24 protein-coding genes are annotated in these 22,653 nt (G+C 62.9%); 9 read left to right on the forward strand and 15 right to left on the reverse strand.

Annotation, left to right across the window (positions count from 1 at the left end; genetic code table 11):
- The first annotated feature begins 93 nt into the window (after positions 1 to 93).
- The 4 genes from BKY27_RS00465 (at position 94) to BKY27_RS00480 (ending at position 2,786) form a co-directional block, all read left to right on the forward strand.
- The gene (locus BKY27_RS00465; protein WP_071672653.1) at positions 94 to 1,173 is read left to right on the forward strand and encodes an NAD(P)/FAD-dependent oxidoreductase; all 1,080 of its coding nucleotides are present in this window, start codon (positions 94 to 96) and stop codon (positions 1,171 to 1,173) included.
- The gene (locus tag BKY27_RS00470) at positions 1,170 to 1,811 is read left to right on the forward strand and encodes a DUF938 domain-containing protein (protein WP_071672453.1); all 642 of its coding nucleotides are present in this window, start codon (positions 1,170 to 1,172) and stop codon (positions 1,809 to 1,811) included. Before BKY27_RS00465 ends, BKY27_RS00470 begins: the two co-directional genes overlap by 4 nt.
- Before the next feature lie 72 nt (positions 1,812 to 1,883).
- Positions 1,884 to 2,243: a carboxymuconolactone decarboxylase family protein gene (locus tag BKY27_RS00475; protein ID WP_071672454.1), complete on the forward strand. Its 360-nt coding sequence runs from the start codon at positions 1,884 to 1,886 to the stop codon at positions 2,241 to 2,243.
- A gap of 90 nt (positions 2,244 to 2,333) precedes the next feature.
- Positions 2,334 to 2,786 carry an EF-hand domain-containing protein gene (locus tag BKY27_RS00480; RefSeq protein ID WP_071672455.1) on the forward strand — a complete coding sequence of 151 codons (453 nt, stop codon included), beginning with the start codon at positions 2,334 to 2,336 and terminating at the stop codon, positions 2,784 to 2,786.
- Positions 2,787 to 2,940: 154 nt separating this feature from the next.
- Here BKY27_RS00480 and BKY27_RS00485 read toward each other — a convergent pair whose 3' ends face one another.
- Complete coding sequence (locus BKY27_RS00485; protein ID WP_071672456.1) at positions 2,941 to 5,445, reverse strand: GcvT family protein; 2,505 nt, start codon at positions 5,443 to 5,445, stop codon at positions 2,941 to 2,943.
- Between the two features lie 340 nt (positions 5,446 to 5,785).
- Complete coding sequence (locus tag BKY27_RS00490) at positions 5,786 to 6,772, reverse strand: 2-hydroxyacid dehydrogenase (RefSeq protein ID WP_071672457.1); 987 nt, start codon at positions 6,770 to 6,772, stop codon at positions 5,786 to 5,788.
- 145 nt (positions 6,773 to 6,917) lie between these two features.
- Here BKY27_RS00490 and BKY27_RS00495 point away from each other — a divergent pair, with 145 nt between their 5' ends.
- Positions 6,918 to 7,430: an SH3 domain-containing protein gene (locus tag BKY27_RS00495; protein ID WP_084667788.1), complete on the forward strand. Its 513-nt coding sequence runs from the start codon at positions 6,918 to 6,920 to the stop codon at positions 7,428 to 7,430.
- On the opposite strand, the gene BKY27_RS00500 is transcribed toward BKY27_RS00495, so the two are convergent.
- Complete coding sequence (locus BKY27_RS00500; RefSeq protein ID WP_071672459.1) at positions 7,427 to 8,566, reverse strand: MFS transporter; 1,140 nt, start codon at positions 8,564 to 8,566, stop codon at positions 7,427 to 7,429. The genes BKY27_RS00495 and BKY27_RS00500 overlap by 4 nt on opposite strands.
- 160 nt (positions 8,567 to 8,726) lie before the next feature.
- On the opposite strand from BKY27_RS00500, the gene BKY27_RS00505 reads away from it, so the two are divergent.
- On the forward strand, positions 8,727 to 9,374 hold the full coding sequence (locus tag BKY27_RS00505; RefSeq protein ID WP_071672460.1) for a 50S ribosomal protein L25/general stress protein Ctc: 648 nt from the start codon (positions 8,727 to 8,729) through the stop codon (positions 9,372 to 9,374).
- Between the two features lie 72 nt (positions 9,375 to 9,446).
- Here the strand turns inward: BKY27_RS00505 and BKY27_RS00510 are convergent, their stop codons facing one another.
- Positions 9,447 to 10,151: an FkbM family methyltransferase gene (locus BKY27_RS00510; protein WP_233491748.1), complete on the reverse strand. Its 705-nt coding sequence runs from the start codon at positions 10,149 to 10,151 to the stop codon at positions 9,447 to 9,449.
- 70 nt (positions 10,152 to 10,221) lie between these two features.
- On the opposite strand from BKY27_RS00510, the gene pth reads away from it, so the two are divergent.
- The 3 genes from pth (at position 10,222) to BKY27_RS00525 (ending at position 12,560) form a co-directional block, all read left to right on the forward strand.
- Positions 10,222 to 10,902, forward strand: a complete 681-nt coding sequence (gene pth / locus BKY27_RS00515) for an aminoacyl-tRNA hydrolase (RefSeq protein ID WP_071672654.1) — start codon at positions 10,222 to 10,224, stop codon at positions 10,900 to 10,902.
- A gap of 92 nt (positions 10,903 to 10,994) precedes the next feature.
- A complete protein-coding gene (locus BKY27_RS00520; RefSeq protein WP_071672462.1) occupies positions 10,995 to 12,158 on the forward strand; it encodes a serine hydrolase domain-containing protein in 1,164 nt (387 codons plus the stop codon).
- 27 nt (positions 12,159 to 12,185) lie between these two features.
- Positions 12,186 to 12,560, forward strand: coding sequence for a DUF2237 family protein (locus tag BKY27_RS00525; protein WP_071672463.1), 375 nt, complete (start codon positions 12,186 to 12,188; stop codon positions 12,558 to 12,560).
- On the opposite strand, the gene BKY27_RS00530 is transcribed toward BKY27_RS00525, so the two are convergent.
- The 11 genes from BKY27_RS00530 to rpsA form a co-directional block, all read right to left on the reverse strand.
- Positions 12,561 to 13,067, reverse strand: coding sequence for a helix-turn-helix transcriptional regulator (locus BKY27_RS00530; protein WP_071672464.1), 507 nt, complete (start codon positions 13,065 to 13,067; stop codon positions 12,561 to 12,563).
- A gap of 33 nt (positions 13,068 to 13,100) precedes the next feature.
- Positions 13,101 to 13,565 carry a hypothetical protein gene (locus BKY27_RS20215; protein WP_071672465.1) on the reverse strand — a complete coding sequence of 155 codons (465 nt, stop codon included), beginning with the start codon at positions 13,563 to 13,565 and terminating at the stop codon, positions 13,101 to 13,103.
- Between the two features lie 133 nt (positions 13,566 to 13,698).
- Positions 13,699 to 14,262, reverse strand: a complete 564-nt coding sequence (locus tag BKY27_RS00540) for a hypothetical protein (RefSeq protein WP_071672466.1) — start codon at positions 14,260 to 14,262, stop codon at positions 13,699 to 13,701.
- 225 nt (positions 14,263 to 14,487) lie between these two features.
- Positions 14,488 to 15,621, reverse strand: coding sequence for a slipin family protein (locus BKY27_RS00545; protein WP_071672467.1), 1,134 nt, complete (start codon positions 15,619 to 15,621; stop codon positions 14,488 to 14,490).
- 834 nt (positions 15,622 to 16,455) lie between these two features.
- On the reverse strand, positions 16,456 to 16,968 hold the full coding sequence (locus tag BKY27_RS00550) for a helix-turn-helix transcriptional regulator (RefSeq protein ID WP_084667790.1): 513 nt from the start codon (positions 16,966 to 16,968) through the stop codon (positions 16,456 to 16,458).
- Between the two features lie 77 nt (positions 16,969 to 17,045).
- Positions 17,046 to 17,585, reverse strand: a complete 540-nt coding sequence (locus tag BKY27_RS00555; RefSeq protein ID WP_071672468.1) for a hypothetical protein — start codon at positions 17,583 to 17,585, stop codon at positions 17,046 to 17,048.
- Positions 17,586 to 17,808: 223 nt separating this feature from the next.
- Entirely contained in the window at positions 17,809 to 19,041 is a 1,233-nt protein-coding gene (trpB, locus tag BKY27_RS00560; RefSeq protein WP_071672469.1) for a tryptophan synthase subunit beta, read from the reverse strand.
- Between the two features lie 259 nt (positions 19,042 to 19,300).
- The gene (locus tag BKY27_RS00565; protein WP_071672470.1) at positions 19,301 to 19,942 is read right to left on the reverse strand and encodes a phosphoribosylanthranilate isomerase; all 642 of its coding nucleotides are present in this window, start codon (positions 19,940 to 19,942) and stop codon (positions 19,301 to 19,303) included.
- A gap of 10 nt (positions 19,943 to 19,952) precedes the next feature.
- The gene (locus tag BKY27_RS00570) at positions 19,953 to 20,297 is read right to left on the reverse strand and encodes a lipopolysaccharide assembly protein LapA domain-containing protein (protein ID WP_071672471.1); all 345 of its coding nucleotides are present in this window, start codon (positions 20,295 to 20,297) and stop codon (positions 19,953 to 19,955) included.
- 3 nt (positions 20,298 to 20,300) lie between these two features.
- On the reverse strand, positions 20,301 to 20,591 hold the full coding sequence (gene ihfB, locus BKY27_RS00575) for an integration host factor subunit beta (protein ID WP_071672472.1): 291 nt from the start codon (positions 20,589 to 20,591) through the stop codon (positions 20,301 to 20,303).
- Between the two features lie 256 nt (positions 20,592 to 20,847).
- The gene (rpsA, locus tag BKY27_RS00580) at positions 20,848 to 22,554 is read right to left on the reverse strand and encodes a 30S ribosomal protein S1 (RefSeq protein WP_267888879.1); all 1,707 of its coding nucleotides are present in this window, start codon (positions 22,552 to 22,554) and stop codon (positions 20,848 to 20,850) included.
- Positions 22,555 to 22,653 lie beyond the last annotated feature (99 nt).

The raw sequence follows: 22,653 nt of genomic DNA on the forward strand, positions 1-22,653 counted from the left end.
CCTGACCGGTCGACCGGTCGCACCCCGCCCGGCTCGACGCCCCGCCCCAGCCCCTTGCCGCCCCCGGCTATCCGTGCGACCCATGGCGCCATGATTTATGATTTTCTCGTCATCGGCGGCGGCATCGCCGGCACATCGGCAGGCGCACGCCTGTCTCATCTGGGAACCGTCTTGCTGCTGGAAGGGGAAACCGGGCTGGCCTACCACGCCTCTGGCCGGTCTGCCGCCCTGTTCGAGGCGCAGTATGGCCTGCCCAGCACGGTCGCGCTCAACCTCGCCTCGCAGGAGTATCACATGACCGCCAATGGCGGCGTGCTCAGCCCCCGCGGGCTGCTGTTCCTGTCGGGCCCCGGCGAAGAAGAGGCGCTGGCCGCCGACGTGGCCGAAATGGGCCTGACCCCGATTTCGGTCGAGGATGCGGTGGCCCGCGTCCCTGCGATCAACGCCGATTACGTGACCGGCGCCGCCTATCACGACCAGGCTTGGGATCTGGACACGGACCTGCTGGTCGGCAATTTCGTCAAGGAACTGCGCGCCAATTCCGGCACCGTGAAAACCGGCCACCCCGTTACCGCGATCAGCCGTCAGGGTGGCCTCTGGCAGGTCACGACAGCCGACCAGACCTACGAGGCGCTGCAACTGGTCAATGCCGCGGGCGCTTGGGTGGACGAGGTCGCCAAGATGGCCGGGATTGCTCCGCTTGGGTTTACGCCGCTGCGCCGCTCGATGGCGCGGATGCCGGCCCCCGGCGGTCACGATCCGTCAAGCTGGCCGATGCTGATCGGCGCTGGCGAGACATGGTATGCCAAGCCAGACGCGGGCAAGTGGATCGTTTCGCCCGCCGAGGAAGACCCCATCGAGACGCCCCATGACGCGTGGGCCGATGACATGGTATTGGCCGAGGGCATCGCCCGCTACCAACCGTTTGTGACCGAAGAGGTCACCCGCGTCGAAAGCACATGGGCGGGCCTGCGCACCTTCGCCCCGGACCGCACCCTCGTGCTTGGGCGCGACGCCGAGGTGCCGGAATTCATCTGGGTCGCGGGGCAAGGCGGCTACGGCTTCCAGACCGCGCCCGCCGCCAGCCAGCTGGTGGCCGATCTGGTCGCGAACCGCCCGCCCGATCTGCCGCCAGAAATCGTTGCTGCCCTCAGCCCGGCCCGCTTCGCATGAGCCGCAAACTGACCCTGCCCGACGCGCCCAAGCCGATGCCCGATCGTCGGATGTCCGCGCCCTCGGCCCTGCGCAACGCTTGGCCCATTCTGGAAGTGTTGGAGGCGCACGCCCCGCAAACCGGTCGCGTGCTTGAAATCGCCGCTGGCACGGGCGAGCACGCGGTGCGCTTCGCCAAGGCCATGCGCGGCCTTGACTGGCAGCCCACAGATGTGGACCCCGAGCGCCTCGCCTCGATCGACGCATGGCGCATTGCCGAAGGGCCGGCCAACCTGTTCACGCCGATTGCGCTTGATGCGACGCAACCGGGCTGGGCCGCCACCCATGGCCCGGTCGAGATGATCCTGCTGGTCAACCTGCTCCACCTCATCTCGTCCCCCGAGGCCGAGGCGGTTCTTTCCGGCATCGCCGCCGCCCTCGCCCCCGGCGGCGTGGCCTTCGTCTACGGGCCTTTCCTGCGCGACGGTCAGGCCACCAGTCAGGGCGACGCCAGTTTCCACGCCAGCCTTCAGGCGCAAGACCCCGAAATCGGCTACAAGGACGTGGCCTGGGTCAAGGCCCGTCTTGCGCCGTTGTCGGTCTCGATCCTTGAGCGGCCCGCCAACAACCTGATGCTCATCGCCCGCGCCCCGGTTTGATCCCGGTCAAGGCGCGGGCGCGCTGGCTCTGGTCTGACAAGGGAAACTTGACCAGGACAATGAGGTTTCCCGATGAGCTGGATGGACAAGCGCGAGGACATGCGCGGCCAATTGCGCAAACTGAACAAGGCAATCCCGACCGTCACCAGGGCCTTTGCAGGGGTCAGCGCCGCCGTGAAGACCGACGGCGCGCTGGACGTGAAAACCAAGGAACTGATCGCGGTGGCCATCGCTGTCGCTGACAGTTGCGAGCCGTGCATGAATTTCCATGTCGAGGTGCTGATCAATGCCGGTGGCAGCCGCGAGGAACTGGCCGAGGCGCTTGGCATGGCCGTGCAGATGGGTGGCGGCCCGGCCCTGATGTATGCGGCCAAGGCGCTCGATTCCTATGATGAACTGAGCGAAGCGCTGGCCCCCAAGGCTGCGGAATAAGCCCGCCAGTTTGTCGCAGGGCGGGCGACGACGGATATCCTTTATTGGCGCGTGTAACTATCTGCAAAGCCAATAAAGGATGCGTTCCAAATGCAACGATTTCTCGCCGCCCTCGCCCTGACCGCCCTGCCCACCCTTGCCGCCGCCCAAGGTATGCCGGGACAACATTTCATCGACAACTGGGATCTCGATGCCGATGGGCAGGTGACGCTCGAGGAACTCCAGATGCGCCGCAGCGATATCTTCTACATGTTCGACGTCAATGGCGACGGGCTGTTGCAGGGTGACGAGTATGACCTCTTCGACGAAACCCGCGCCGCCGACATCGCCAATATGGGCGGCCATCAGGGCAACGCCATGCAGCCCGTGAACCAGGGCATGATGCGCGGCGCGAATGACGCGAATGGCGACGGCATCGTCAGCGAAGAGGAATTCGTCAGCGCCTCGCCTGCGTGGTTCGCACAGATGGACAGCAACGGCGATGGCGTCGTGACCACCGACGATTTCGGACGTGGGCAGGGCATGGGTAACGGCAACGGATAGCCACGAAAAAGGCCCGCCGGATCTGGCGGGCCTTTCCTGTTCATGACCGCGCCTCGCGCCCGTTAACGGTTCTGCCCGATACGCCCCGCATATGCACAGGGGGTGTACGGGGGGTGCACAGGGGGTGTACGCATGGCACCCCCCTGTTTTGTCGTTAACCGTCCTTGCGGATGGTCTCGTTTTTCGGGTCGTAGGGGCTGTCGCAGGTCACGACAGCATCCCACAGCTTGTCCTGCATCTTGACCTTCAGCTTGGTGCCTTCAACGGCCAGGTCGGGCTTGACGTAGCCCATGCCGATGGACTTGCCGAACGCCACCGAGTACCCACCCGAGGTCAGACGGCCGACCCGTTCGCCCTCGGGCGTATAGAGCACTTCACGGCCCCAGGGATCGGCATCGGACGGTCCGTCGATCAAGACGGTGCAGCACTTCGAGCGGATGCCCTTGGCTTCCATCGGGGCCTTGCCGTTGAACTCTTTGGACAGGTCCACGAAGCGCGGCAGGTCGGCCTCCAGCGGGGTTGCATCGCGGCCCAGTTCGTTGCCGAACGCACGGTAGGATTTCTCCTGCCGCAGCCAGTTCTGGGCGCGGGCACCGACCAGCTTCATCCCATGCTTTTCCCCTGCTTTTTCAAGCAGATCGAACAGGTAGTTCTGCATCTCGATCGGGTGATGCAATTCCCACCCCAACTCGCCGGTATAGGCCACGCGGATCGCGTTGACCGGGCACATGCCCAGTTCGATCTGGCGTGCAGACAGCCACGGGAAGCGCTTGTTCGACAGCGCGGTCGAGGGGTCGGCATCCTTGATAACCTCGGCCAGAACGTCACGCGATTTTGGCCCGGCAATGGCGAAGACACCCCACTGGGTGGTCACGTTCTGGATCTCGATATAGCCCAACTCGGGCGCCTTGTCGGCGGCTGCCTTGCGCAGGAAATCGGCGTCGTAATCGGTCCATGCCCCGGCGGAAACGAGGTAATATTCATCTTCGGCTAACCGCACGATGGTATATTCCGTCCGCGTCGTGCCCGCATCGGTCAGCGCGTAGGTCAGGTTGATCCGGCCCACTTTGGGCAGCTTGTTGCAGGTGAACCAGTCGAGGAACGCGGTCGCGCCGGGGCCTTTGACCATGTGCTTGGTAAAGGCGGTCGCGTCGATCAGGCCCACGCCGTCGCGCACGGCCTTGGCTTCCTCGACCGCATATTGCCACCAATCGCCCCGGCGGAAGCTGCGGGCGTCGTGATCGAAGTTTTCGGGCGCATCCAGCGGGCCGAAATAGTTGGGCCGCTCGAACCCGTTGACGCAGCCGAACTGCGCGCCACGGGCCTTTTGCCGGTCATAGGCCGGGGCGGTGCGCAACGGGCGGCAGGCGGCGCGTTCTTCATCCGGGTGGTGCAGGATGTAGACGTGCTCGTAGCATTCCTCGTTCTTGCGCGCGGCATACTCGGTCGTCACCCAGTCGCCGTAGCGCTTGGGGTCGAGCGACGCCATGTCGATCTCGGCCTCGCCATCGACCATCAGCTGCGCGAGGTAATAACCTGTGCCGCCAGCGGCGGTGATCCCGAAGGAGAAGCCCTCGGCCAGCCACATGTTGCGCAGGCCCGGCGCCGGACCGACCAGCGGGTTGCCGTCGGGGGTGTAGCAGATCGGGCCGTTGAAATCGTCTTTCAGACCAGACTCGGCGCAGGAGGGCACGCGTTCGGCCATCGCCATGTATTGATCGGCGATGCGGTCCAGATCCAGCGGGAACAGATCCGCGCGGAAACTGTCGGGCACACCGTATTCGAACCGCGCGGGCGCGCCGTGTTCGTAGATGCCAAGGATCCAGCCGCCACGTTCCTCGCGGGCGTAGGATTCGTTGTCGGCGTCCCGGATAACCGGGTGTTCCGGGTTGCCCGCTTCGCGCCATTTGACCAGCTCGGGGTCTTTGTCCATGACGATGAAGGTGTGCTCGACCGGGATTGCGGGCATCTTGATGCCCAGCATCTTGGCCGTGCGCTGCGCGTGGTTGCCGGATGCGGTCACCACATGCTCGGCGGTGATCACAACCTGTTCGTCGGACGCCACGAGGTTGCCGCCCTTTTCCACCATCTTGGTGCAGGTCACTTCCCAGTGGCTGCCGGTCCAATGGAACGCATCGGCCTGCATCTTGCGCACGATATCTACACCGCGTTGGCGGGCGCCCTTAGCCATCGCCTGCGTGACGTCGGCCGGGTTAATATAGCCGTCCTCGGTGTGATAGATCGCGCCCTTCAGGTCAGAGGTCTCGATCAGCGGCCAGCGTTCCTTGATCTGGTCCGGGGTCAGCCATTCATATTTCACGTCACAGGTTTCCGCGGTCGACGCGTAAAGCATGTATTCGTCCATGCGATCCTGCGTCTGCGCCATGCGCAGGTTTCCCACCACGGCAAAGCCCGCGTTCAGCCCGGTTTCCTCTTCCAGCGTCTTGTAAAAGTCGACGGAGTATTTGTGGATATGGGTCGTTGCGTAGCTCATGTTGAACAGCGGCAACAGACCGGCGGCGTGCCAGGTAGAGCCGGAGGTCAGCTCGTCGCGTTCGAGCAGCATGACATCTGACCAGCCCGCTTTGGCGAGGTGATAGGCGATCGAAGTGCCGACGGCACCGCCGCCGACGACAAGGGCTTTGACTTGGGTTTTCATTGGGCACGACTCCGGGCCAGAATTTCTGGGGGTAATTTGCCGAAATGCGCCGCTTGGGGCCATGGACAGCCGACTATTATCGGCCCGAAACCGACAGGCCCGTGCCGGAAATGCTCAGCCCCCGTTATCGCCCAGGCGGATGGACCGGCTCAGGTCGAGACTCTGGCTGGCGCATCCCGCTGGACCCGACCTGCGCAAACAGACCGGACACCAATGAACACACCCCTTTCAACACCCTGTGGGGGAAAATCCTTCTGGAAGAATTGTCCGTTGCCCAAAAGCCTTCCAGAAGGCTTTTGGAGACCGAAGAAAATTTGGGAATTTTCTTCGGCGATCCGCGTCACAACATGCTCGGAACAACCAGATCAGGCGGGCGGTGGCCATCGTCGAAGGTCTTGACGTTGATGATCACCTTCTCGCCCATCTCGACCCGGCCCTCGACGGTGGCGGACCCCATGTGCGGCAGCAGCACCACGTTATCCAGTTCGCGCAGGCGCGGGTTCACGTCCTTGCCATGCTCGAACACATCCAGACCAGCCCCCGCGATTTCCTTGGTGCGCAGCATCCGGGTCAGGGCGTTCTCGTCGATAACCTCGCCGCGCGAAGTGTTCACGATGACCGCAGAGGGTTTCATCAGCTTCAGCCGGCGGGCGTTCAGCAGATGGAAGGTCGAGGGCGTATGCGGACAATTGATCGACAGGATATCGACCCGCGCGATCATCTGGTCGAGGCTTTCCCAATAGGTCGCCTCCAACTCGGTCTCGATATCGTCATGCAAGCGGCGGCGATTGTGGTAATGCACCTGCATCCCGAAGACTGCCGCGCGCCGTGCCACGGCCTGTCCGATCCGGCCCATGCCCAGAATGCCAAGCCGCTTGCCGCCGATACGCCCCCCCATGAACGCGGTGGGCGCCCAGCCATCCCATCGGCCAGCCTGCATCACGGCCAGCCCTTCGGGGATACGGCGGGTGACCGAGAGGATCAGCGCCAGCGTCATGTCGGCGGTATCCTCGGTCACGACACCGGGCGTGTTGGATACGAGGATGCCGCGCTGCCGGGCTGTCTGTACGTCGATATGGTCAACGCCTGCGCCGTAATTGGCGATCAGTTTCAGCTTTTCGCCCGCCTGCGCCAGCAGGCCTGCGTCGATCTGGTCGGTCACGCAAGGCACCAGCACATCGGCCCGCGACATGGCCGACACCAGCTCGGATCGGGTCATGGGGCGGTCTTCGTCGCGCAGTTCGACATCGAACAGTTCCGACATCCGGGTTTCGACCGCTTCGGGCAACCGTCGCGTTACGACAACACTCAGCTTCTGACCTGGCATTCCCTGCTTCCCTCTTCTGGCATTTCAGCCCTTGCCGTGACACTCTCTCATCCTAGGCAGGGGTGCAAGTGCGCCTCTTGAAAGAGCGACAAAAACACCGCCAAGACCGCGCAAGATCGGCATCGGTGCAAACGGGCAGAAAAACATGGTGCGATTTCTGGCAGGCGTGGTTCTGGCGGCGCTTCTGGTGCTTTCCCCAATCGCCATGCGTGCACAGGAACCCGGCGGTGATATTGGCCCGGTAACGGGGTTCCCGCTGCCGCGTTACGTATCGATTCAGGCATCCGAGGCCTATGCCCGCCGCGGCCCGTCGCGCAGCCACCGCATCGACTGGGTCTATGAGCGGCGCAACATGCCGGTGCGGATCGTGGCAGAATACGGTCATTGGCGTCGGATCGTGGACCGCGATGGTGCGGGGGGCTGGATGCACTATTCCTTGCTGTCCGGCACGCGCACTGTGATCGTCGAAACCGACATGCTGGAGTTGCGCCAACGCCCCGACACGGAGGCCCCTGTGGTGGCGCAGGCCGAGCTTGGCGTGATCGCTTTTCTCGATGAATGCACCGGCACATGGTGCCGGATCAGTTCCGGCGGCCATCGCGGGTGGGTGCCGGAAGAGGCGCTCTGGGGGGTCGATCCCGACGAGGTGGTGGATTAACCGGCGCGGCGCATCAGCACCAGGAACCCCGGCACCAGCGCCAGCAACAGCGCGACCATGCCAAAGGAGGCCCGCAGGCTAAGCGCGCCCGCGACAAAGCCCATGATCGGCGGGCCGATGAAAAAGCCCATGTAGCCAATCACCGTGACCCGAGAGATAACACGCGCGCGGGCCTCGTCACTGGCCATGCGGCCCGCCAGCGCCAACAGCATCGGCGCGATGATCGACACGCCGAGCCCCAGAATGGCAAACCCCAGATAGGCCACCAGCGGCACCGGGGCGACCGCCGCCAGCAGCGCACCCGCCGAGGTAATGAGCGCGCCCCAGAAGATCACCCGCACTTCGCTGAGCCGCCCGACAACGAGTTGCCCTAGGAACCGACCCACCCCCATGGTCAGCCCCAGCATCGCAGGTCCAAGCGCGCCCTCGGTCGCCCCGCCGCCAAGGGTGCGTTCCACATGCAGGGCCGACCAGCCCTCGGTCGCGTTCTCGGCAAGAAAGGCCACCAGCACGATCAAGCCGCCCCACAGGATCAGCCCGCCGAACGCCCCCTTGGGGGCCGGGGTGTCGCCGCGGTCTGGCATCGGCTCCATCCGTTCGGCCATGAAGATGGCGGCGACCAGCGTCAACCCGGCAAGCCCGGCAAAGACGACGCCAGGCGGCCAGCCCGCTTCGCGCGCAAGGCCAGCCGAGATGGCCGACGCCGCATAGGCAAAGGAATAGATCGCGTGGTTGAGGTTCATCAGCGACGCGCCCTTGCGCGCCTCGGTCTGCGACAGGCGCGCGTTCATCACCACGTCGAGCAGGCCCGACCCGGCCCCGGCAAAGAACATGGTCGCCGCAAAGGCGAGCACGCCAGGCACCCACATCGGGGCCTGGAAACTGGCCGCCAGCAGCAGGGCGGCCAAGGGCACCGCCATACGGCCCAGCCGGGCCGCAAAGAGCGGCGCCAGCAACATCGACAGCACAGCACCGGTAGCGGCCACCAGCAACGCCAGCCCGAACGCACTGTCCGAGGCCTCGATATGCGCCTTGATCCATGGCACGTAGGCGGCGAATCCCCCCCAATAAATTCCTTGCACGGCAAAGGCCGGCAGGGCATGGCGAGACAGGCGAATGGCGGAGATCAGTGACATGATCCGCGATTGTCACGGGGTTTCAACGCTGGCAAGCCCGAACGCTGTGGTTTCGCGGCCAATTCGCCCTTTCCAAGCCGGACGATCTGCACTAAAGGCACAGGCTCTAACCCGGGCGGACACCCTTGGAGGCCGCCCCTTTATTATATGGAGAATAGCTATGGCTGGTGAGATTCCTGATCTCGTAGCTGAGGCACGGACGGGGACAGGCAAGGGGGCCGCTCGTCAAGCACGCCGTGAAGGCAAAGTGCCCGGTATCGTTTATGGTGGCGGTCTTGATCCGCTCGCGATCCAGATTCCCTTTAACGAACTGGTGAAAAAGCTCAAGGCAGGCCGCTTCCTGTCGACGCTGTTCAACCTGAAGGTCGATGGCGAGGACGACGTGCGCGTGATCTGCCGCAGCGTTCAGCGTGACGTGGTGAAAGACCTGCCGACGCATGTGGACTTCATGCGCCTGCGCCGCACCAGCCGCATCAACCTGTTCATTCCGGTCGAATTCCTGAACGAAGAAGAGGCCCCCGGCATCAAGCGCGGTGGTGTTCTGAACGCGGTGCGCCCGGAAGTCGAACTGATGGTCACCGCAGGCGATATCCCTGAAAAACTGACCGTGGACCTCTCGGGGCTCAAGATCGGCGACACCGTGAACATCGAGGACATCACCCTGCCCGCAGGCACCCGTCCGACGATCGACCGGAACTTCGTGATCGCCAATATCAGCGCGCCGTCGGGCCTCGCCGCGTCCGACGAGGATGAAGACGAAGTCGCCGCTGATGAAGTGGAAGTGGTCGGCGAAGACGCCGAGGATTGATCCTCATTCGCTGACGACAAACCTGATCACGGCCCGCCCCGACAGGAGCGGGCCGTGTTGCTTTTGGGGGTCTCAGTCCCGATCCCAAACCTTGCGAAAGCCCAGAACCCGCCCGCGCGAGGTGGCGGGATCATAGGTCAGCCCGGTGGCGGACATGCAATCGACGATCGTCTTGATGGTGCGCACCGCATAGCGGTCGGGGTGCAGCTCCAGCACCAGAAAGCGCAGTTGCGAATTCCATGGTTCGTCAAAGAGATGCGCCTCGGCCCCTTCCACATCCATCATCACCACATTGGGACGATGTTTCCGCAACAGGGCGCGCAGCCCGATCGCCGGCACATCGACCAGATTGGTGGGTGCCGAATCCTCGGTCGCCAATCGCCCGCCCAGAAACGCCGGCGACGCGTGAAAAAGCATCCCTTCACCGTCGGATGGGTCCGCGTCCGGCACGATGGCGCCATGCAGCACTTCGACCGCGCCCTGCCCGTTGCGCGCCAGATTGGCCTTGAGGATCGGCACCATAATCGGGTTGGCCTCGACGCTGATCACGTTCTCGGCCCCCGCCAGCCTGGCGCAGACAGTGCTGACATAGCCAAGCCCCGCCCCCAATTCCAGGACGCGCATTCCCGGCTTGATCCGGGCGCGCGCGGCGTTGGCCTCGTCCTCTTCGTAGGTTCCGGCGCTCAAGCCCTTCAAAAGGCCGGGCTTGGCGATGCTGTCGGGAACTTCCAGCGACACGTCGTTGAGGGCGATCAGCGGCATGGGGACTCGTTTCATTGATCCTGTTTCGCGTGCGGCCTATAGCACAGGGCAGAGACGGCAATTGCAAGGCGAGAGCGAGGCGGGCATGAAACTCTGGGTCGGACTGGGAAACCCCGGCGCGAAATATGCGGGCAACCGGCACAATATCGGCTTCATGGCCGTGGACAGGATCGCCGAGGATCACGGCTTTGCCCCTTGGCGTGGCAAGTTTCAGGGCAGCCTGACCGAGGGCAAGCTGGGATCGGAAAAGGTGCTGCTGCTCAAGCCCGAGACCTTCATGAACCTGTCGGGGCAATCGGTGGGCGAGGCGATGCGCTTCTACAAGCTCGACTCGACCGACATAACCGTCTTCCATGACGATTTGGACCTCGCCCCCGGCAAGGTCCGCGTCAAGGCCGGCGGCGGTCACGCGGGCCATAACGGCCTGCGCTCGATCCACCAGCATATCGGGCCCCATTACGACCGCGTCCGGCTTGGCATCGGCCATCCGGGCCACAAGGACAAGGTCGCGCCCTATGTGTTGTCGGATTTCGCCAAGGCCGAGCAGGAGTGGCTGGACGACCTGATGCGCGGGATTTCCGATGGTGCGGCAGAGCTGGCCAAGGGCGACACCGGTCGGTTCCTGAACGCCGTTGCCCTGCGCACCGCACCGCCACGCTCTTCGACCTCGACGACCCCGCCCAAGGCCAAGCCCGCCGCAGCGCCGGACCAAACGCCAGGGGACGACCGCAGCCCGTTGCAAAAACTGGTTGATCGCTTCAAGTGACCGGCCGGCGCCCCTGCGGTTGACGCCGCGTCGGGATTGTCGCCGCGCAGCCCCTCTGCTGTGCTACACCCGACGACAGCGAGGATTTGCCGATGCGACGCGCACTCAGGATCGGACTTCGCGGCTTTTTGCTGATCTTGGTGCTTGCCCTTGCGGCAGGCATATGGAAACGCGAAGAGATCGAGCGGCTTCTGGCGGTGAACAGCCTGTTCGACGCCGACCGCATCGTGCAGAACTTCTCGCACATGGACCGCGCGTTTCTGACCGCGCCGGTGCCGCGCGGCGATGGTCCGATCAGCCCCCTGCCCCAAGGCACGCCCGCCGACCTGCCGCCCGAGGTCGCCGCGTGGATCGAAGAGCGGGCGATCACCGGACTCGTGGTGTTGCAAGATGGCGAGATCCGTTACGAGGACTATTTCCTCGGCACAGGGGCAGAAGACCGGCGGATTTCATGGTCGATGGCAAAAAGCTTCCTCTCGGCGCTTCTGGGCACGCTGGTGGCAGACGGCACGATTGCCGATCTGGACACACAGGTCACGGAATACGCCCCGCTGCTGTCTGGCAGCGCCTATGACGGGGCCACGATCCGCAACGTGTTGAACATGGCCTCGGGCGTGCGCTTCGACGAAGATTACCTCGACTACAATTCCGATATCAACCGCATGGGCCGGGTCGTCGCACTCGGCGGCGCGCTTGACCAGTTCGCGGCAGACCTGCAAGTCCGGGACCATGCCCCCGGCGAGGTCTGGCAATATGTCTCGATCGACACCCATGTTCTGGGCATGGTGATCCGGGGGGCGACGGGCCGCTCGATCCCCGACCTTCTGTCAGAGCGGATCATTCAGCCGATGGGGTTGGAGAGTCAGCCCTACTACATCACCGATGGCGACGGCGTGGCCTTCGTGCTCGGCGGACTCAACATGATGACGCGCGATTATGCCCGGATGGGGCAGGCCTTCTTGCAAAACGGCCGTTACAACGACCAGCAGATCGTGCCCACCGACTGGGTGGCCGAGTCGACAGCGCCCTCGGCCCCGACCGCGCCGGGCCAGACCCGCTATGGCTACCAATGGTGGATTCCAGTCGGGGCTGAGCCGGGGCAATTCATGGCACAGGGCGTCTATGGGCAGTATATCTATGTCGATCAGGTCAACGATGTCGTCATCGCGGTGAATGCCGCTGACCGCGGGTTCCGCGAAGAGGGTGTCGGTGCCGGGAACCTGCGGATCTTCCGGGCCATCGCCGAAAGCCTCTGATCCACCGCAACAGACGAGGAGACGCATATGGTTGAAATGGACGCCTCGATCAACGTTCTGGGCGGGGCGTTGCAGCCCTGTTCCCTTGATCCGATGACCGGTTTTTTCCGCGATGGCGCCTGCAACACCTGTTCCGAGGATCAGGGAAGCCACACGGTTTGCGCGCAGATGACCGCCGAATTCCTCGCCTATTCCAAATATGTTGGCAACGACCTGTCCACGCCCCGGCCCGAGTTCGGCTTTGCCGGGCTGAAACCGGGCGACCTGTGGTGCCTTTGCGCCGCGCGGTTTCTGCAAGCCCACGAAGAGGGCTGCGCGCCATGGGTCAACCTGGAAGCGACCCACCACCGCGCGCTGGATATCGTGCCCTTGTCCGTGTTGCAGGAAATGGCCGCGAGCTGACTATTCGGCAGCCGTCTTCAACCGATCGTCGCCATCCAGCAAGTCTTCGATGAAGAGGCTCAGCAGTTGCGGCCGCCCGCTGACGCCAGCCTTGCGATAGATTGCATTGCTTTGCGCCTTGACTGTGCCTTCCGAGGTTTCGCGCAGGGCGGCAATCTCTTGGATCGACAGGCCCTTGAGCGCGAACAGCGCCACGTCGCGTTCGGCCGGTGTCAGGCCCCAGTCATCGAAGCGCTCGGCCATGACCTCCATGAAGGCACCGGAGGCGGCCTTCAGTTTCATCTCGGCAGCGGCCGTGCGCTTGAGAGAGGCCATCAGGTGCATCCCACCAATGATCGAGCCAAGAATCAGGCCGATGATGGCCCCGATCTCGGTCAACTCCCGCGTGTGCCAACTGATCGGCTCGGCCCGGATGTTCAGGATCGTCAGAACGATTTCTGACACGAAGAAGGTCGAGCAGACCACCTGCACCAACAGGACGAGGGTGAAAATCACTTTGCTGCGCATCGTGCCTCCCCGTTCGATCGGGGCAGGGGCACCTCAGTCATCGTCGCCGCCATCGTCATCGCCGTGATCCCCCCCGTCATCGCCGCCGTCATCGCCGCCGTCATCGCCGCCGCCGCCGCTGTCGCTGTCACCGCCATCGTCCGAACTGCTGCTGTCATCGAACGAGGCGTCTTGGCTGCCGCCATCGTCGGATGTACCGAGGTCGGATGTATCGGGGCCCGCCGAGAAAAGGCCGACCGAGTTGCTGCCGTCGTCGCTGCGCAAGTAGTCGCGCAGGATTTCGCCGGTGCGCGGGTTGACGACGATTTCCCGATGCATGCCACCACCTTCCGCCTCGATGCGGATGCGGCCCAGCCATGTGCGGAAGACGTCGACCTGGTTGAAATCTTGGTTGTGCAGTTGCCCGACAAGGCTGTCTGCAACGGTCTGGGACCACACCGGCAGGGCCGTCAGGATGGCGACCACTGCCGCCGAAAAAATGATGCGAGGAACCGGCATAAGCAGACCTCCTGTTGACGGGGAATGCCCTGCCCCCAAGGCGTTGTAGCCGAAGGAACAGGGCGTGATTTGTTGCCACTGTCGCACTCTACGTCAGGGCGGCGCGATACTGAACGCCCTGTGTTGCGGGGCCTCAGTCGTCGTTGTCGCCGCCACCGTTGTCGTCGCCGCCGCCGTTGCCGTGGTCGTTGTCGCCACCGTTGCCATGGTCGTCGCCGCCACCGTTGCCGTTGCCGTGGTCGTTGTCGCCGCCGTTGCCGTGGTCGTTGTCGCCGCCGTTGCCATGGTCGTCATTGCCACCGTTGCCGCCGTCGTCATTGCCACCGTTGGCACGATCGTCGTCGTTGTCGCCACCGGCGCCGTGATCATCATCGCCGTCGCCATCGCCGCCCTGGATGCCGGTACCTGTTCCGGTGACCGATGCGGTCGCGCCCGAGCCGATGCCATTGTCGCCGCCGCTGGTCGAGGAAATCAGGGTGCCATTCGCGTCATACTGCTGGTGAACCGAACCGGCCCCGCCGCTTGCTTCGATTTGGTAGCCGTTGTTGCCCACGCGGACTTCGATACGGGAATAGCCCTGCGACTGGAGGTCCGCGATCGCCGTGTTGACCGAGTCGTTTGCGGTTTGTGCGCTGGCGGCGGTGGTGGCCAACAGGGCAGCGGCAAGGGTCATCGCGAAGAATTTGGTCGGTTTCATGTCGTGTCTCCTCAAGAGATGTGGTTGATCCAAGGTGGCGAGCTTCGGTGCGTTAAAGCGCCCGCTGTCCTGAAGAGACCCATTGCCGCCGCACAAATCTATTGCACCGGTGTTTATCCAAAGGTCCATAAACCCATGACCCGTGGCCATAAACTTGCGTTTATGCGGCGTGATCCGCCCGGTGAAGCACCGGACGGACCATTGATATGAGGGTTTAGACCCGAGTCAGCCCCGCAACTTCACGACATCGCTCAAGAGCCCCTCGGTTCCGTTGTGGACCGTGAGTTGATCCACCTTGGAGGCGATCGTTTCCAACGCTTCGAGCTCTTTCAACCGAAGCATGACGGGGTTATCCGCCAAAACCTTGGCCGTGTTGAGCAAAGACCGAGTCGCATTGGTCTCTTCCCGGCGTCGGATCACGTTGGCTTCGGCCTCTTTCTGGGCCGCCACCACCTTGTTGAGGATATCGCGCATCTCGCCGGGCAAGATCACATCCTTGAGCGCGATCTCTCCAAGCTCGATCCCGATCCCCTCCATGTCCTGGCGCACCACTTCGGCGGCCTTTGCATCGACCTGCCCCTTTTCGGCCAAGAGCCGATCAAGGGGAAGGGCACCGACCGTCTTGCGAAACGCAAGCTGGAGGGCGCGGTGAAGGGCCTCGCCATGGTCTGTCACTTCCGTGACCGCCTTGATCGGGTCCACGACGCGGAAGGTCGCGGTGAGAGTCACCCGAAGCGTGACGCGATCCTTGGTGAGGATCTCTTGACCGGCGACCTCCTTGGTCTGCCACCGTGTTTCAACCAAACGCACCTCATGCGAGCGGCCAAAGCGCCAGAACCAGTGCATCCCCGGATCAAGCCGCCCGGAATGCTCGCCATCGGTGAACAAGAGCCCGACCTGACCGGTGCGCACCTGAAAGGCAGCAACCTCGAAATTGAGATGCGCGCGCTGCAATCGCCGCGCAAGCACCGGTTCCACCGTCGTATCGACGGCAAGATCCACAGGCGTCACCGTCCACGGACCGGCATCGGCCCAGAAGAGCGCCCGCGTATCCGGGGCAATCACGGCAAACACCACGCCGTCCCGCTCGACAACGCTCACCTCTTCAGGCCCTGTGCGCACCACCATCACGTGGTTCGCCGCCGCCTCGGGATGATCGCGCACGAACCGCTCCACAAGCACCGATTGGATGCGCGGCACGGCAGGATCAAGTGTCTCAAACCGGGTTTCAATGGCCGGAACGTCATGCGTGCCGGGGCGAAGAATGTCGCGGACCTCTCCTTCGGTAATCACGAGGGTCCGGGTTTCGACGGGCACACGCACGCGCTGCACGTCTCGGAAAAGTTTGAACAAGGCCATTTTTGAAACTCCTTTTGGCGGGCTGTTCTTATCGTCGTCGCAAAGCGACCTCCTTGGCTGTGGCGGGGTTGCATGGGATGATCCCATGGCAGGTGTGACACCAGGGCGAACTTGCCCGGGCGGAAAGGCGGTGGGGTCCGGGCCGATCCTGCCATGCCCCCGAGCGGAGGGCAGAGGAGCGGCCCTTTGCCAGCCCGGCGGGGGCGGGCCGATCATTGGCGCACCCCGGCACGGGCCGGCGTCAGGCGTCACCCCACCCCCGGCGCAAGGCCAGAGCAAAGGAAGGCCGTTCCCTCCGGCGAACCGAAGGGAGGAACGGCCATCCCTCGCGGGACGGCCTCGAACCCCGATATTTTCGAACCACTCTCGTGGCTGGCTTGGCGAACCAGCGCCCTCGTGCGGGCGTTTGGAAGCGAAAAACAGGAGTTGAACCTGCGCGCTCAGATTTAACGTCTGATGCTCTACCGACTGAGCTACTTTCGCGTGACGCGTGAATGTCACGGGTGGCACCATCCCCGGTTTCCGACCCTGGCATACGGGAAATCGGCAGCGCCGCCCGCACCGGAAGGGAAAACACCCCTTACCGCTAGGGCCAGCCCGTTTGGCTGGTGTCGAGAGAGATAGACGAGAAGGGGCCAAACGCTCAACGTTACAATTTGTGTAACAATTACACCGTGGCGCGAGCGCAACAATCTGTCCGGGTTGCGTAATAAATGGAAAGCCCTGCTCAGCCGGATGGGGCGATCCTTGTGCCCGAACACAGCAGCCGAAACAATCATGCGTTGAACGGGGCAGCGGTGCGCTCTGGGCGTCGTGAAGACACAGCAGCAGGGATTACCGATCGGAAGACAGTAAAACGTCCCCGACAAGATCATCCATGAAATGCGTGACGAGGCCGACGCGCCCCTGAACCTCTGCCTTGCGAAAGACTGCAGCGCTTTGCGACTTGATGGTGCCTTCGCTCTTTCCGGTCATGGCGGCGATTTCCCTGTTGGAAAAGCCTTTGATCGCCAGCAAGGCTACATCTCTTTCGGCGGGACTCAGCCCCCATTGCAGAAAGGTATCTTCGGCCAGATTGTGAAACGCCCCTCGGGCCACCATCAGGCCCTGTTCGGCCGCCGCCGCGCGTTTCAAAATCCGGCGAACCACGACGATATTGATCACGACCCCAAGCGCCAAGGCCACAACCGCCGAGATTTCGATCAATTCCCGCACCGTGTATCCGATGGGGCGGCGTACGACCGACGAGATGTCGATAGCGAAAAATCCCAAGAACACCGTCGCGAAGAGCAATTGCGCGCCGATGGCGAACAACAGACCCAGAGATCCCCTTGTTTTCGGAAACATTGTTCGTGTCCTCCCTGACAGCCGCGTCCGAGGGAGGGGTTTCCCCCTCCCCCAGGCATCCTCCTCTACGACCGCTCTCAGTCGCCAAGGCCGACGCTACCGCCGACATCTGCGCCCACATCCGCGTCAGCCTCTTCTCCGGCATCCGGGGTATCGACGCTTAGCGATCCGCCGACATCGGCGCCGCCATCGACGCTGAGGCCGCCGCCCTGTTCCGACTCACCGGACGGCATGTTGGCGTCATCATTGGCGTAGACTTCAATAATCGCGTCGCTCAGGATTTCGCCGGTCGACTGGTGCATGACGATTTCTCTCATATGCGTCGCCGTCCGCGCCTGAATCCGAACGCGGCCAAGCAGCGTGCGGGTGCGGTCGACAATTTCATAGCCACGCGCCTCAAGCTCGGCCGTAACCGCAGCCTCGCCGCGCACCTGCACCACCTGAATCTGGTCAGATACCGGCACGTTTGCGGTGACTTGGCCGGAGGCTTCCTCAGCGGCCGACGCTGTTTGAGCGGCGGCGATGCCGGGCACCGCAACGGCCATGGCTGCCGCAAGAGTATAGCCTGTGACGGCGAACGCAGCGATCACGAACTTTCTGGATTTGGTCGGGGTCATGTCTTGTCCTTTCGTTCAAAGCATGTGGATAGCGGCTGTGATCTGCCGCATCCTCGATGCTCCAAACGTGTCACGCCGCCGCCGCCACACCAATCACGCCCGGGTTCAAGCCTGCGGTTTCAAACCGCAGTGGTAAAGCGGCTCAGTGCGATACTGCCGTCGTGAACTGGAGTTGACCCGGGGGGTGGACAAGCCCCCCGGTCCCCGAAACAGGCGTCACCTGTCAGTCCGCGTCTTCCATGTCAAAGCCAAGATGGCGCGCGACAGTGAAGATATCCTTGTCGCCCCGTCCGCACATGTTCATGCAGATGATGTGATCTTTCGGCAGCTCGGGCGCGATCTTGATGACATGGGCCAAAGCGTGAGAGGGTTCCAGCGCTGGAATGATCCCCTCTTGCTGGCAGCACAGCTGGAACGCGGCAAGCGCCTCCTTATCGGTGACAGAGACATATTTCGCCCGACCGATATCGTGCAGCCAGCTATGTTCGGGCCCGATGCCCGGATAGTCGAGGCCCGCCGAGATCGAATACCCTTCAAGGATCTGCCCGTCATCGTCCTGAAGCAGATAGGTGCGGTTGCCATGCAGCACCCCCGGACGCCCGCCGGTGAGGCTGGCACAATGCTCCATCTTGTCATTGACGCCCTTGCCGCCCGCCTCGACGCCGATGATCTCGACCGTTTTGTCATCAAGGAACGGGTAGAACAGCCCCATGGCGTTGGAACCGCCCCCGATCGCCGCGATGATGGTGTCGGGCAAGCGACCCTCGGCGGCCTGCATCTGCGCCTTGGCTTCCTTGCCGATGATCTGCTGGAAGTCGCGGACCATGGCGGGGTAAGGGTGCGGGCCCGCCACGGTGCCGATGCAATAGAAGGTGTCGCGCACATTGGTCACCCAATCGCGCAGCGCGTCGTTCATCGCGTCCTTCAGGGTGCCGCGACCGGAGGTCACGGGAATGACCTCGGCCCCAAGCAGGCGCATACGAAAGACGTTGGGCTTTTGCCGCTCGACGTCATGCGCGCCCATGTAGACCACGCATTTCAGGCCGAACTTGGCACAAACGGTGGCCGTGGCAACGCCATGCTGCCCGGCCCCGGTTTCGGCGATGATGCGGGTCTTGCCCATGCGGCGGGCCAGGATGATCTGGCCGAGCACGTTGTTGATCTTGTGCGCGCCGGTGTGGTTCAGCTCGTCGCGCTTCATGTAGACCTTGGCGCCCCCGAGATGCTCGGTCAAGCGGCTGGCATGGTAGAGCGGGCTGGGACGGCCGACATAATGCGTCCACAGGTCGTTCATCTCATCCCAAAAGCTGTCGTCGGTCTTGGCATGTTCATACTGCTGTTCCAGTTCAAGGATCAGCGGCATCAGCGTTTCCGAAACAAAACGCCCGCCGAATTTGCCGAAACGGCCGCTTTCGTCGGGGCCGGTCATGAAAGAGTTGAACAGGTCGTCGGCCATGGTATTCCCCCGCGCCAAAAGTCACGAGACTACCTATTCCACGTGACCCGTCAGGACAAGACAAAGGCGCGCCGACGCATCTCGGTCAGGAACATCTTCTTGTCCGCGAAATCGCGCGACAACACGGATCTTTCGCGTCAATGGCCACTTTGCGGACGGCAGCCGCCGAAAAGGCATCGTGCCCCAAGATCTCGGCTGTCAGATCATCTGGACTCTGCGCCCTTGCGCGACTGTGCGCGGCCTGAGGTCAATACCAGGTTTACGCGCCCGCTGCCTTGGCGAAGGCCGCCATCAGGCCCGCGTCCTTCACGCCCGGCGCGCTTTCCACGCCCGACGAGACATCTACCTGTTTCGCCCCGGTCAAACGCACCGCTTCGGCAACATTGGCGGGCGTAAGACCACCGGCCAGCATCCACGGGCAGGGCCAGTATTTCCGCCCCGCCAGCAGCCGCCAATCAAAGGCGAGGCCATTGCCGCCGGGCAGGTCTGCCCCCTTGGGCGGTTTCGCGTCGATCAGCACCTGATCCACCACCGGCGCATAACGGTCGATCTTTGCCAGATCCGCGGCCTCGCCGACTCCGATGGCCTTCATCACCGGCAATCCGTAGCGGGCCTTGACCTCGGTCACACGCGCGGGCGTTTCGGCCCCGTGGAGTTGTAGAACGTCCAGGGGCACCCGGTCCAAGATCGCGTCAAGCAGGGCATTGTCGGCGTCGACCGTGAGCAGCACCTTGGCGATCCCGATCGGGACATCCACAGCCAACGCGCCGATCCGGTCGATGTCCAGATGGCGGGGCGATTTCGGGAAATGGACAAAACCGACATAGCGCGCCCCGGCCTCGGCCGCGGCAACGATATCCTCGGGCTGCGACAGCCCGCAGAACTTCACGGAAACAGACATGGACCCAAGCTTAGCCTTCGATCAGGGCGAGGACGTCGTCCTTGCCCTCGTTGGCCTTGCCGCGCAGGCTTTCCACCTCGCGGGCCAGCCGATCCCGTTCCTTGCGCTGCGCCTTGGCTTCTGCGCGCTGGCGGTATTCGCGGAACCATTCCCAAACGAAGCCGATCAGCAGACCACCAACGATACCGCCCAGAATGACGAGGAACAGCGGCAACTGCACCACAAGGTTCCAATTCACCCATTCCGCCAGACCACCCGGCAGCACGGTCAATGTCACCGGTTCACGATTGGCCAAGGCAAGCAGCACCAATGCCAGCGCAACGACCGCCAGAAACACGAATTTGATGTATTTCACCGTTCAGGAACCTTCCACACCGTTCAACCTGTCGCGCAACAGCTTGCCGGCCTTGAAGAAGGGCACATGCTTTTCTTCCACCTGAACGCTCTCGCCGGTGCGCGGATTTCGCCCGATCCTCGCATCCCGCTTCTTCACGGAAAACGCGCCGAAACCGCGCAGTTCCACGCGGTTGCCGTCTGACAACGCGTCGATGATCTCTTCGAAAATTGCACTGACGATACGTTCCACATCCCTTTGATATAGATGTGGGTTCTCGTCAGCCAGCTTTTGGATCAGCTCCGAACGTATCATCCAAACCCCCTGGCCGCGGTTCCTTAAAGACCGACTATAGGCGCAAAGCGCCCGCCGTGGAACTGAAAAGCCGTTGATACATGGGGATAATTCGGACTCTCAGGCCCTTGGGGGCAGCAATCCGCCGACTCGGTGCCGGCTTGTGCGATGGCAGAACGCCGCGAAAGTTAACCGGTTTAGTAACTGATTCGCGCCCCCAGACGAAAAAAGGCCCCGCACGATGGCGGGGCCTTTCCAACATTCGGAACCGAAAAGCTTACTCGTCGCCCTTGAGCGCAGCGCCCAGGATATCGCCGAGCGACGCGCCGGAATCGGAGGAACCGTACTGTTCCACGGCTTCCTTTTCTTCCGCGATTTCGCGGGCCTTGATCGACAGACCCAGACGACGCGAGCGCGGATCGACGTTGGTGACGCGAACGTCCAGCTTGTCACCGATCTGGAACCGCTCCGGGCGCTGGTCGGCACGGTCGCGGGACAGGTCAGAGCGGCGGATGAAGGATTTCATGCCTTCGTATTCCACCTCGATGCCGCCATCTTCGATCGCGGTCACGGCCACGGTGATGATCGAGCCACGCTTCACCCCGTCAACGGCGTCGGCGAAGGGATCACCCTCAACCGCCTTGATCGAGAGCGAGATACGCTCCTTGTCGGTGTCGACTTCGGACACAACCGCCTTGACCACGTCGCCCTTGCGGTAGTTGCCGATCACGTCTTCGCCACGGCCTTCCCACGTCAGGTCGGAAAGGTGAACCATGCCGTCGATGTCGTTGTCGAGGCCGATGAACAGACCGAATTCGGTGATGTTCTTGACTTCGCCTTCCACAACAGTGCCGACCGGGTACTGCTCTTCGAACACTTCCCACGGGTTGCGCATGGTCTGCTTGAGGCCAAGAGAAACGCGACGTTTCGCGGTGTCGATCTCCAGCACCATGACTTCCACTTCCTGAGAGGTGGAAACGATCTTGCCGGGATGGACGTTTTTCTTGGTCCAGGACATCTCGGACACGTGAACGAGACCCTCGACACCCGGCTCCAGCTCAACAAATGCACCGTAGTCGGTGATGTTGGTGACACGACCGGTGTGAACCGATTCCAGCGGGTACTTGGCTTCGACCTGGTTCCACGGATCTTCCTGCAGCTGCTTCATGCCGAGGCTGATACGGTGGGTTTCCTTGTTGACCTTGATGACCTGCACCTTGACGGTTTCGCCAATGGACAGAACTTCCTTGGGGTCGTTCACGCGGCGCCATGCCATATCGGTGACGTGCAACAGGCCGTCCACACCGCCGAGGTCCACGAAGGCCCCGTATTCGGTGATGTTCTTGACCACACCGTCGACCACGTCGCCTTCGGTCAGCTTGGCGATAACCTCGGCGCGCTGCTCGGCGCGCGACTCTTCCAGGATGGCGCGGCGCGAAACAACGATGTTGCCACGGCGACGGTCCATTTTCAGAATCTGGAAGGGCTGCTTGAGGTTCATCAGCGGGCCGGCGTCGCGCACAGGGCGCACATCGACCTGAGATCCGGGCAGGAAGGCCACGGCGCCGCCGAGATCGACGGTGAAACCGCCTTTGACACGGCCAAAGATGGCGCCTTCGACGCGCTCTTCGTCTGCGTAGGCTTTTTCGAGACGGTCCCAAGCGGCTTCGCGGCGGGCCATTTCACGGCTGATGACCGCTTCGCCACGGGCGTTTTCGACGTTGCGAAGGTAGACTTCGACTTCGTCGCCAACGGCGATTTCGGGCGCTTCGCCGGGATTTGCGAATTCTTTCAGATCAACGCGGCCTTCCATCTTGTAGCCGACGTCGATGATGGCTTGGCCTGCTTCGATTGCGATGACCTTGCCTTTGACAACAGACCCTTCCTCGGGCGTGTCAATCTCGAAGCTTTCATTAAGGAGGGCTTCGAATTCCTCCATCGATGTGTTCTGAGCCATGTGGCGTCTGATTCCTTTTTCAGTCATTTTGCGGGCCGGGCGGTTGTCTCCACCGGTCTTTGGGTTGGTCTGTTTTACGGGGCTGTCACATACGAATGAGGGCCGGGGAATGACCCGACCCTGCCC

The organism is Nioella nitratireducens (assembly GCF_001879715.1).
Classification (GTDB): Bacteria; Pseudomonadota; Alphaproteobacteria; order Rhodobacterales; family Rhodobacteraceae; genus Nioella; species Nioella nitratireducens.

Bases quoted from the DNA above. Each gene is read 5' to 3' on its own strand.
- BKY27_RS00470 (WP_071672453.1), top strand. From the start codon at position 1,170: ATGAGCCGCAAACTGACCCTGCCCGACGCGCCCAAGCCGATGCCCGAT.
- BKY27_RS00475 (WP_071672454.1), top strand. From the start codon at position 1,884: ATGAGCTGGATGGACAAGCGCGAGGACATGCGCGGCCAATTGCGCAAA.
- BKY27_RS00480 (WP_071672455.1), top strand. From the start codon at position 2,334: ATGCAACGATTTCTCGCCGCCCTCGCCCTGACCGCCCTGCCCACCCTT.
- BKY27_RS00485 (WP_071672456.1), bottom strand. From the start codon at position 5,445: ATGAAAACCCAAGTCAAAGCCCTTGTCGTCGGCGGCGGTGCCGTCGGC.
- BKY27_RS00490 (WP_071672457.1), bottom strand. From the start codon at position 6,772: ATGCCAGGTCAGAAGCTGAGTGTTGTCGTAACGCGACGGTTGCCCGAA.
- BKY27_RS00495 (WP_084667788.1), top strand. From the start codon at position 6,918: ATGGTGCGATTTCTGGCAGGCGTGGTTCTGGCGGCGCTTCTGGTGCTT.
- BKY27_RS00500 (WP_071672459.1), bottom strand. From the start codon at position 8,566: ATGTCACTGATCTCCGCCATTCGCCTGTCTCGCCATGCCCTGCCGGCC.
- BKY27_RS00505 (WP_071672460.1), top strand. From the start codon at position 8,727: ATGGCTGGTGAGATTCCTGATCTCGTAGCTGAGGCACGGACGGGGACA.
- BKY27_RS00510 (WP_233491748.1), bottom strand. From the start codon at position 10,151: ATGAAACGAGTCCCCATGCCGCTGATCGCCCTCAACGACGTGTCGCTG.
- pth (WP_071672654.1), top strand. From the start codon at position 10,222: ATGAAACTCTGGGTCGGACTGGGAAACCCCGGCGCGAAATATGCGGGC.
- BKY27_RS00520 (WP_071672462.1), top strand. From the start codon at position 10,995: ATGCGACGCGCACTCAGGATCGGACTTCGCGGCTTTTTGCTGATCTTG.
- BKY27_RS00525 (WP_071672463.1), top strand. From the start codon at position 12,186: ATGGTTGAAATGGACGCCTCGATCAACGTTCTGGGCGGGGCGTTGCAG.
- BKY27_RS00530 (WP_071672464.1), bottom strand. From the start codon at position 13,067: ATGCGCAGCAAAGTGATTTTCACCCTCGTCCTGTTGGTGCAGGTGGTC.
- BKY27_RS20215 (WP_071672465.1), bottom strand. From the start codon at position 13,565: ATGCCGGTTCCTCGCATCATTTTTTCGGCGGCAGTGGTCGCCATCCTG.
- BKY27_RS00540 (WP_071672466.1), bottom strand. From the start codon at position 14,262: ATGAAACCGACCAAATTCTTCGCGATGACCCTTGCCGCTGCCCTGTTG.
- BKY27_RS00545 (WP_071672467.1), bottom strand. From the start codon at position 15,621: ATGGCCTTGTTCAAACTTTTCCGAGACGTGCAGCGCGTGCGTGTGCCC.
- BKY27_RS00550 (WP_084667790.1), bottom strand. From the start codon at position 16,968: ATGTTTCCGAAAACAAGGGGATCTCTGGGTCTGTTGTTCGCCATCGGC.
- BKY27_RS00555 (WP_071672468.1), bottom strand. From the start codon at position 17,585: ATGACCCCGACCAAATCCAGAAAGTTCGTGATCGCTGCGTTCGCCGTC.
- trpB (WP_071672469.1), bottom strand. From the start codon at position 19,041: ATGGCCGACGACCTGTTCAACTCTTTCATGACCGGCCCCGACGAAAGC.
- BKY27_RS00565 (WP_071672470.1), bottom strand. From the start codon at position 19,942: ATGTCTGTTTCCGTGAAGTTCTGCGGGCTGTCGCAGCCCGAGGATATC.
- ihfB (WP_071672472.1), bottom strand. From the start codon at position 20,591: ATGATACGTTCGGAGCTGATCCAAAAGCTGGCTGACGAGAACCCACAT.
- rpsA (WP_267888879.1), bottom strand. From the start codon at position 22,554: ATGACTGAAAAAGGAATCAGACGCCACATGGCTCAGAACACATCGATG.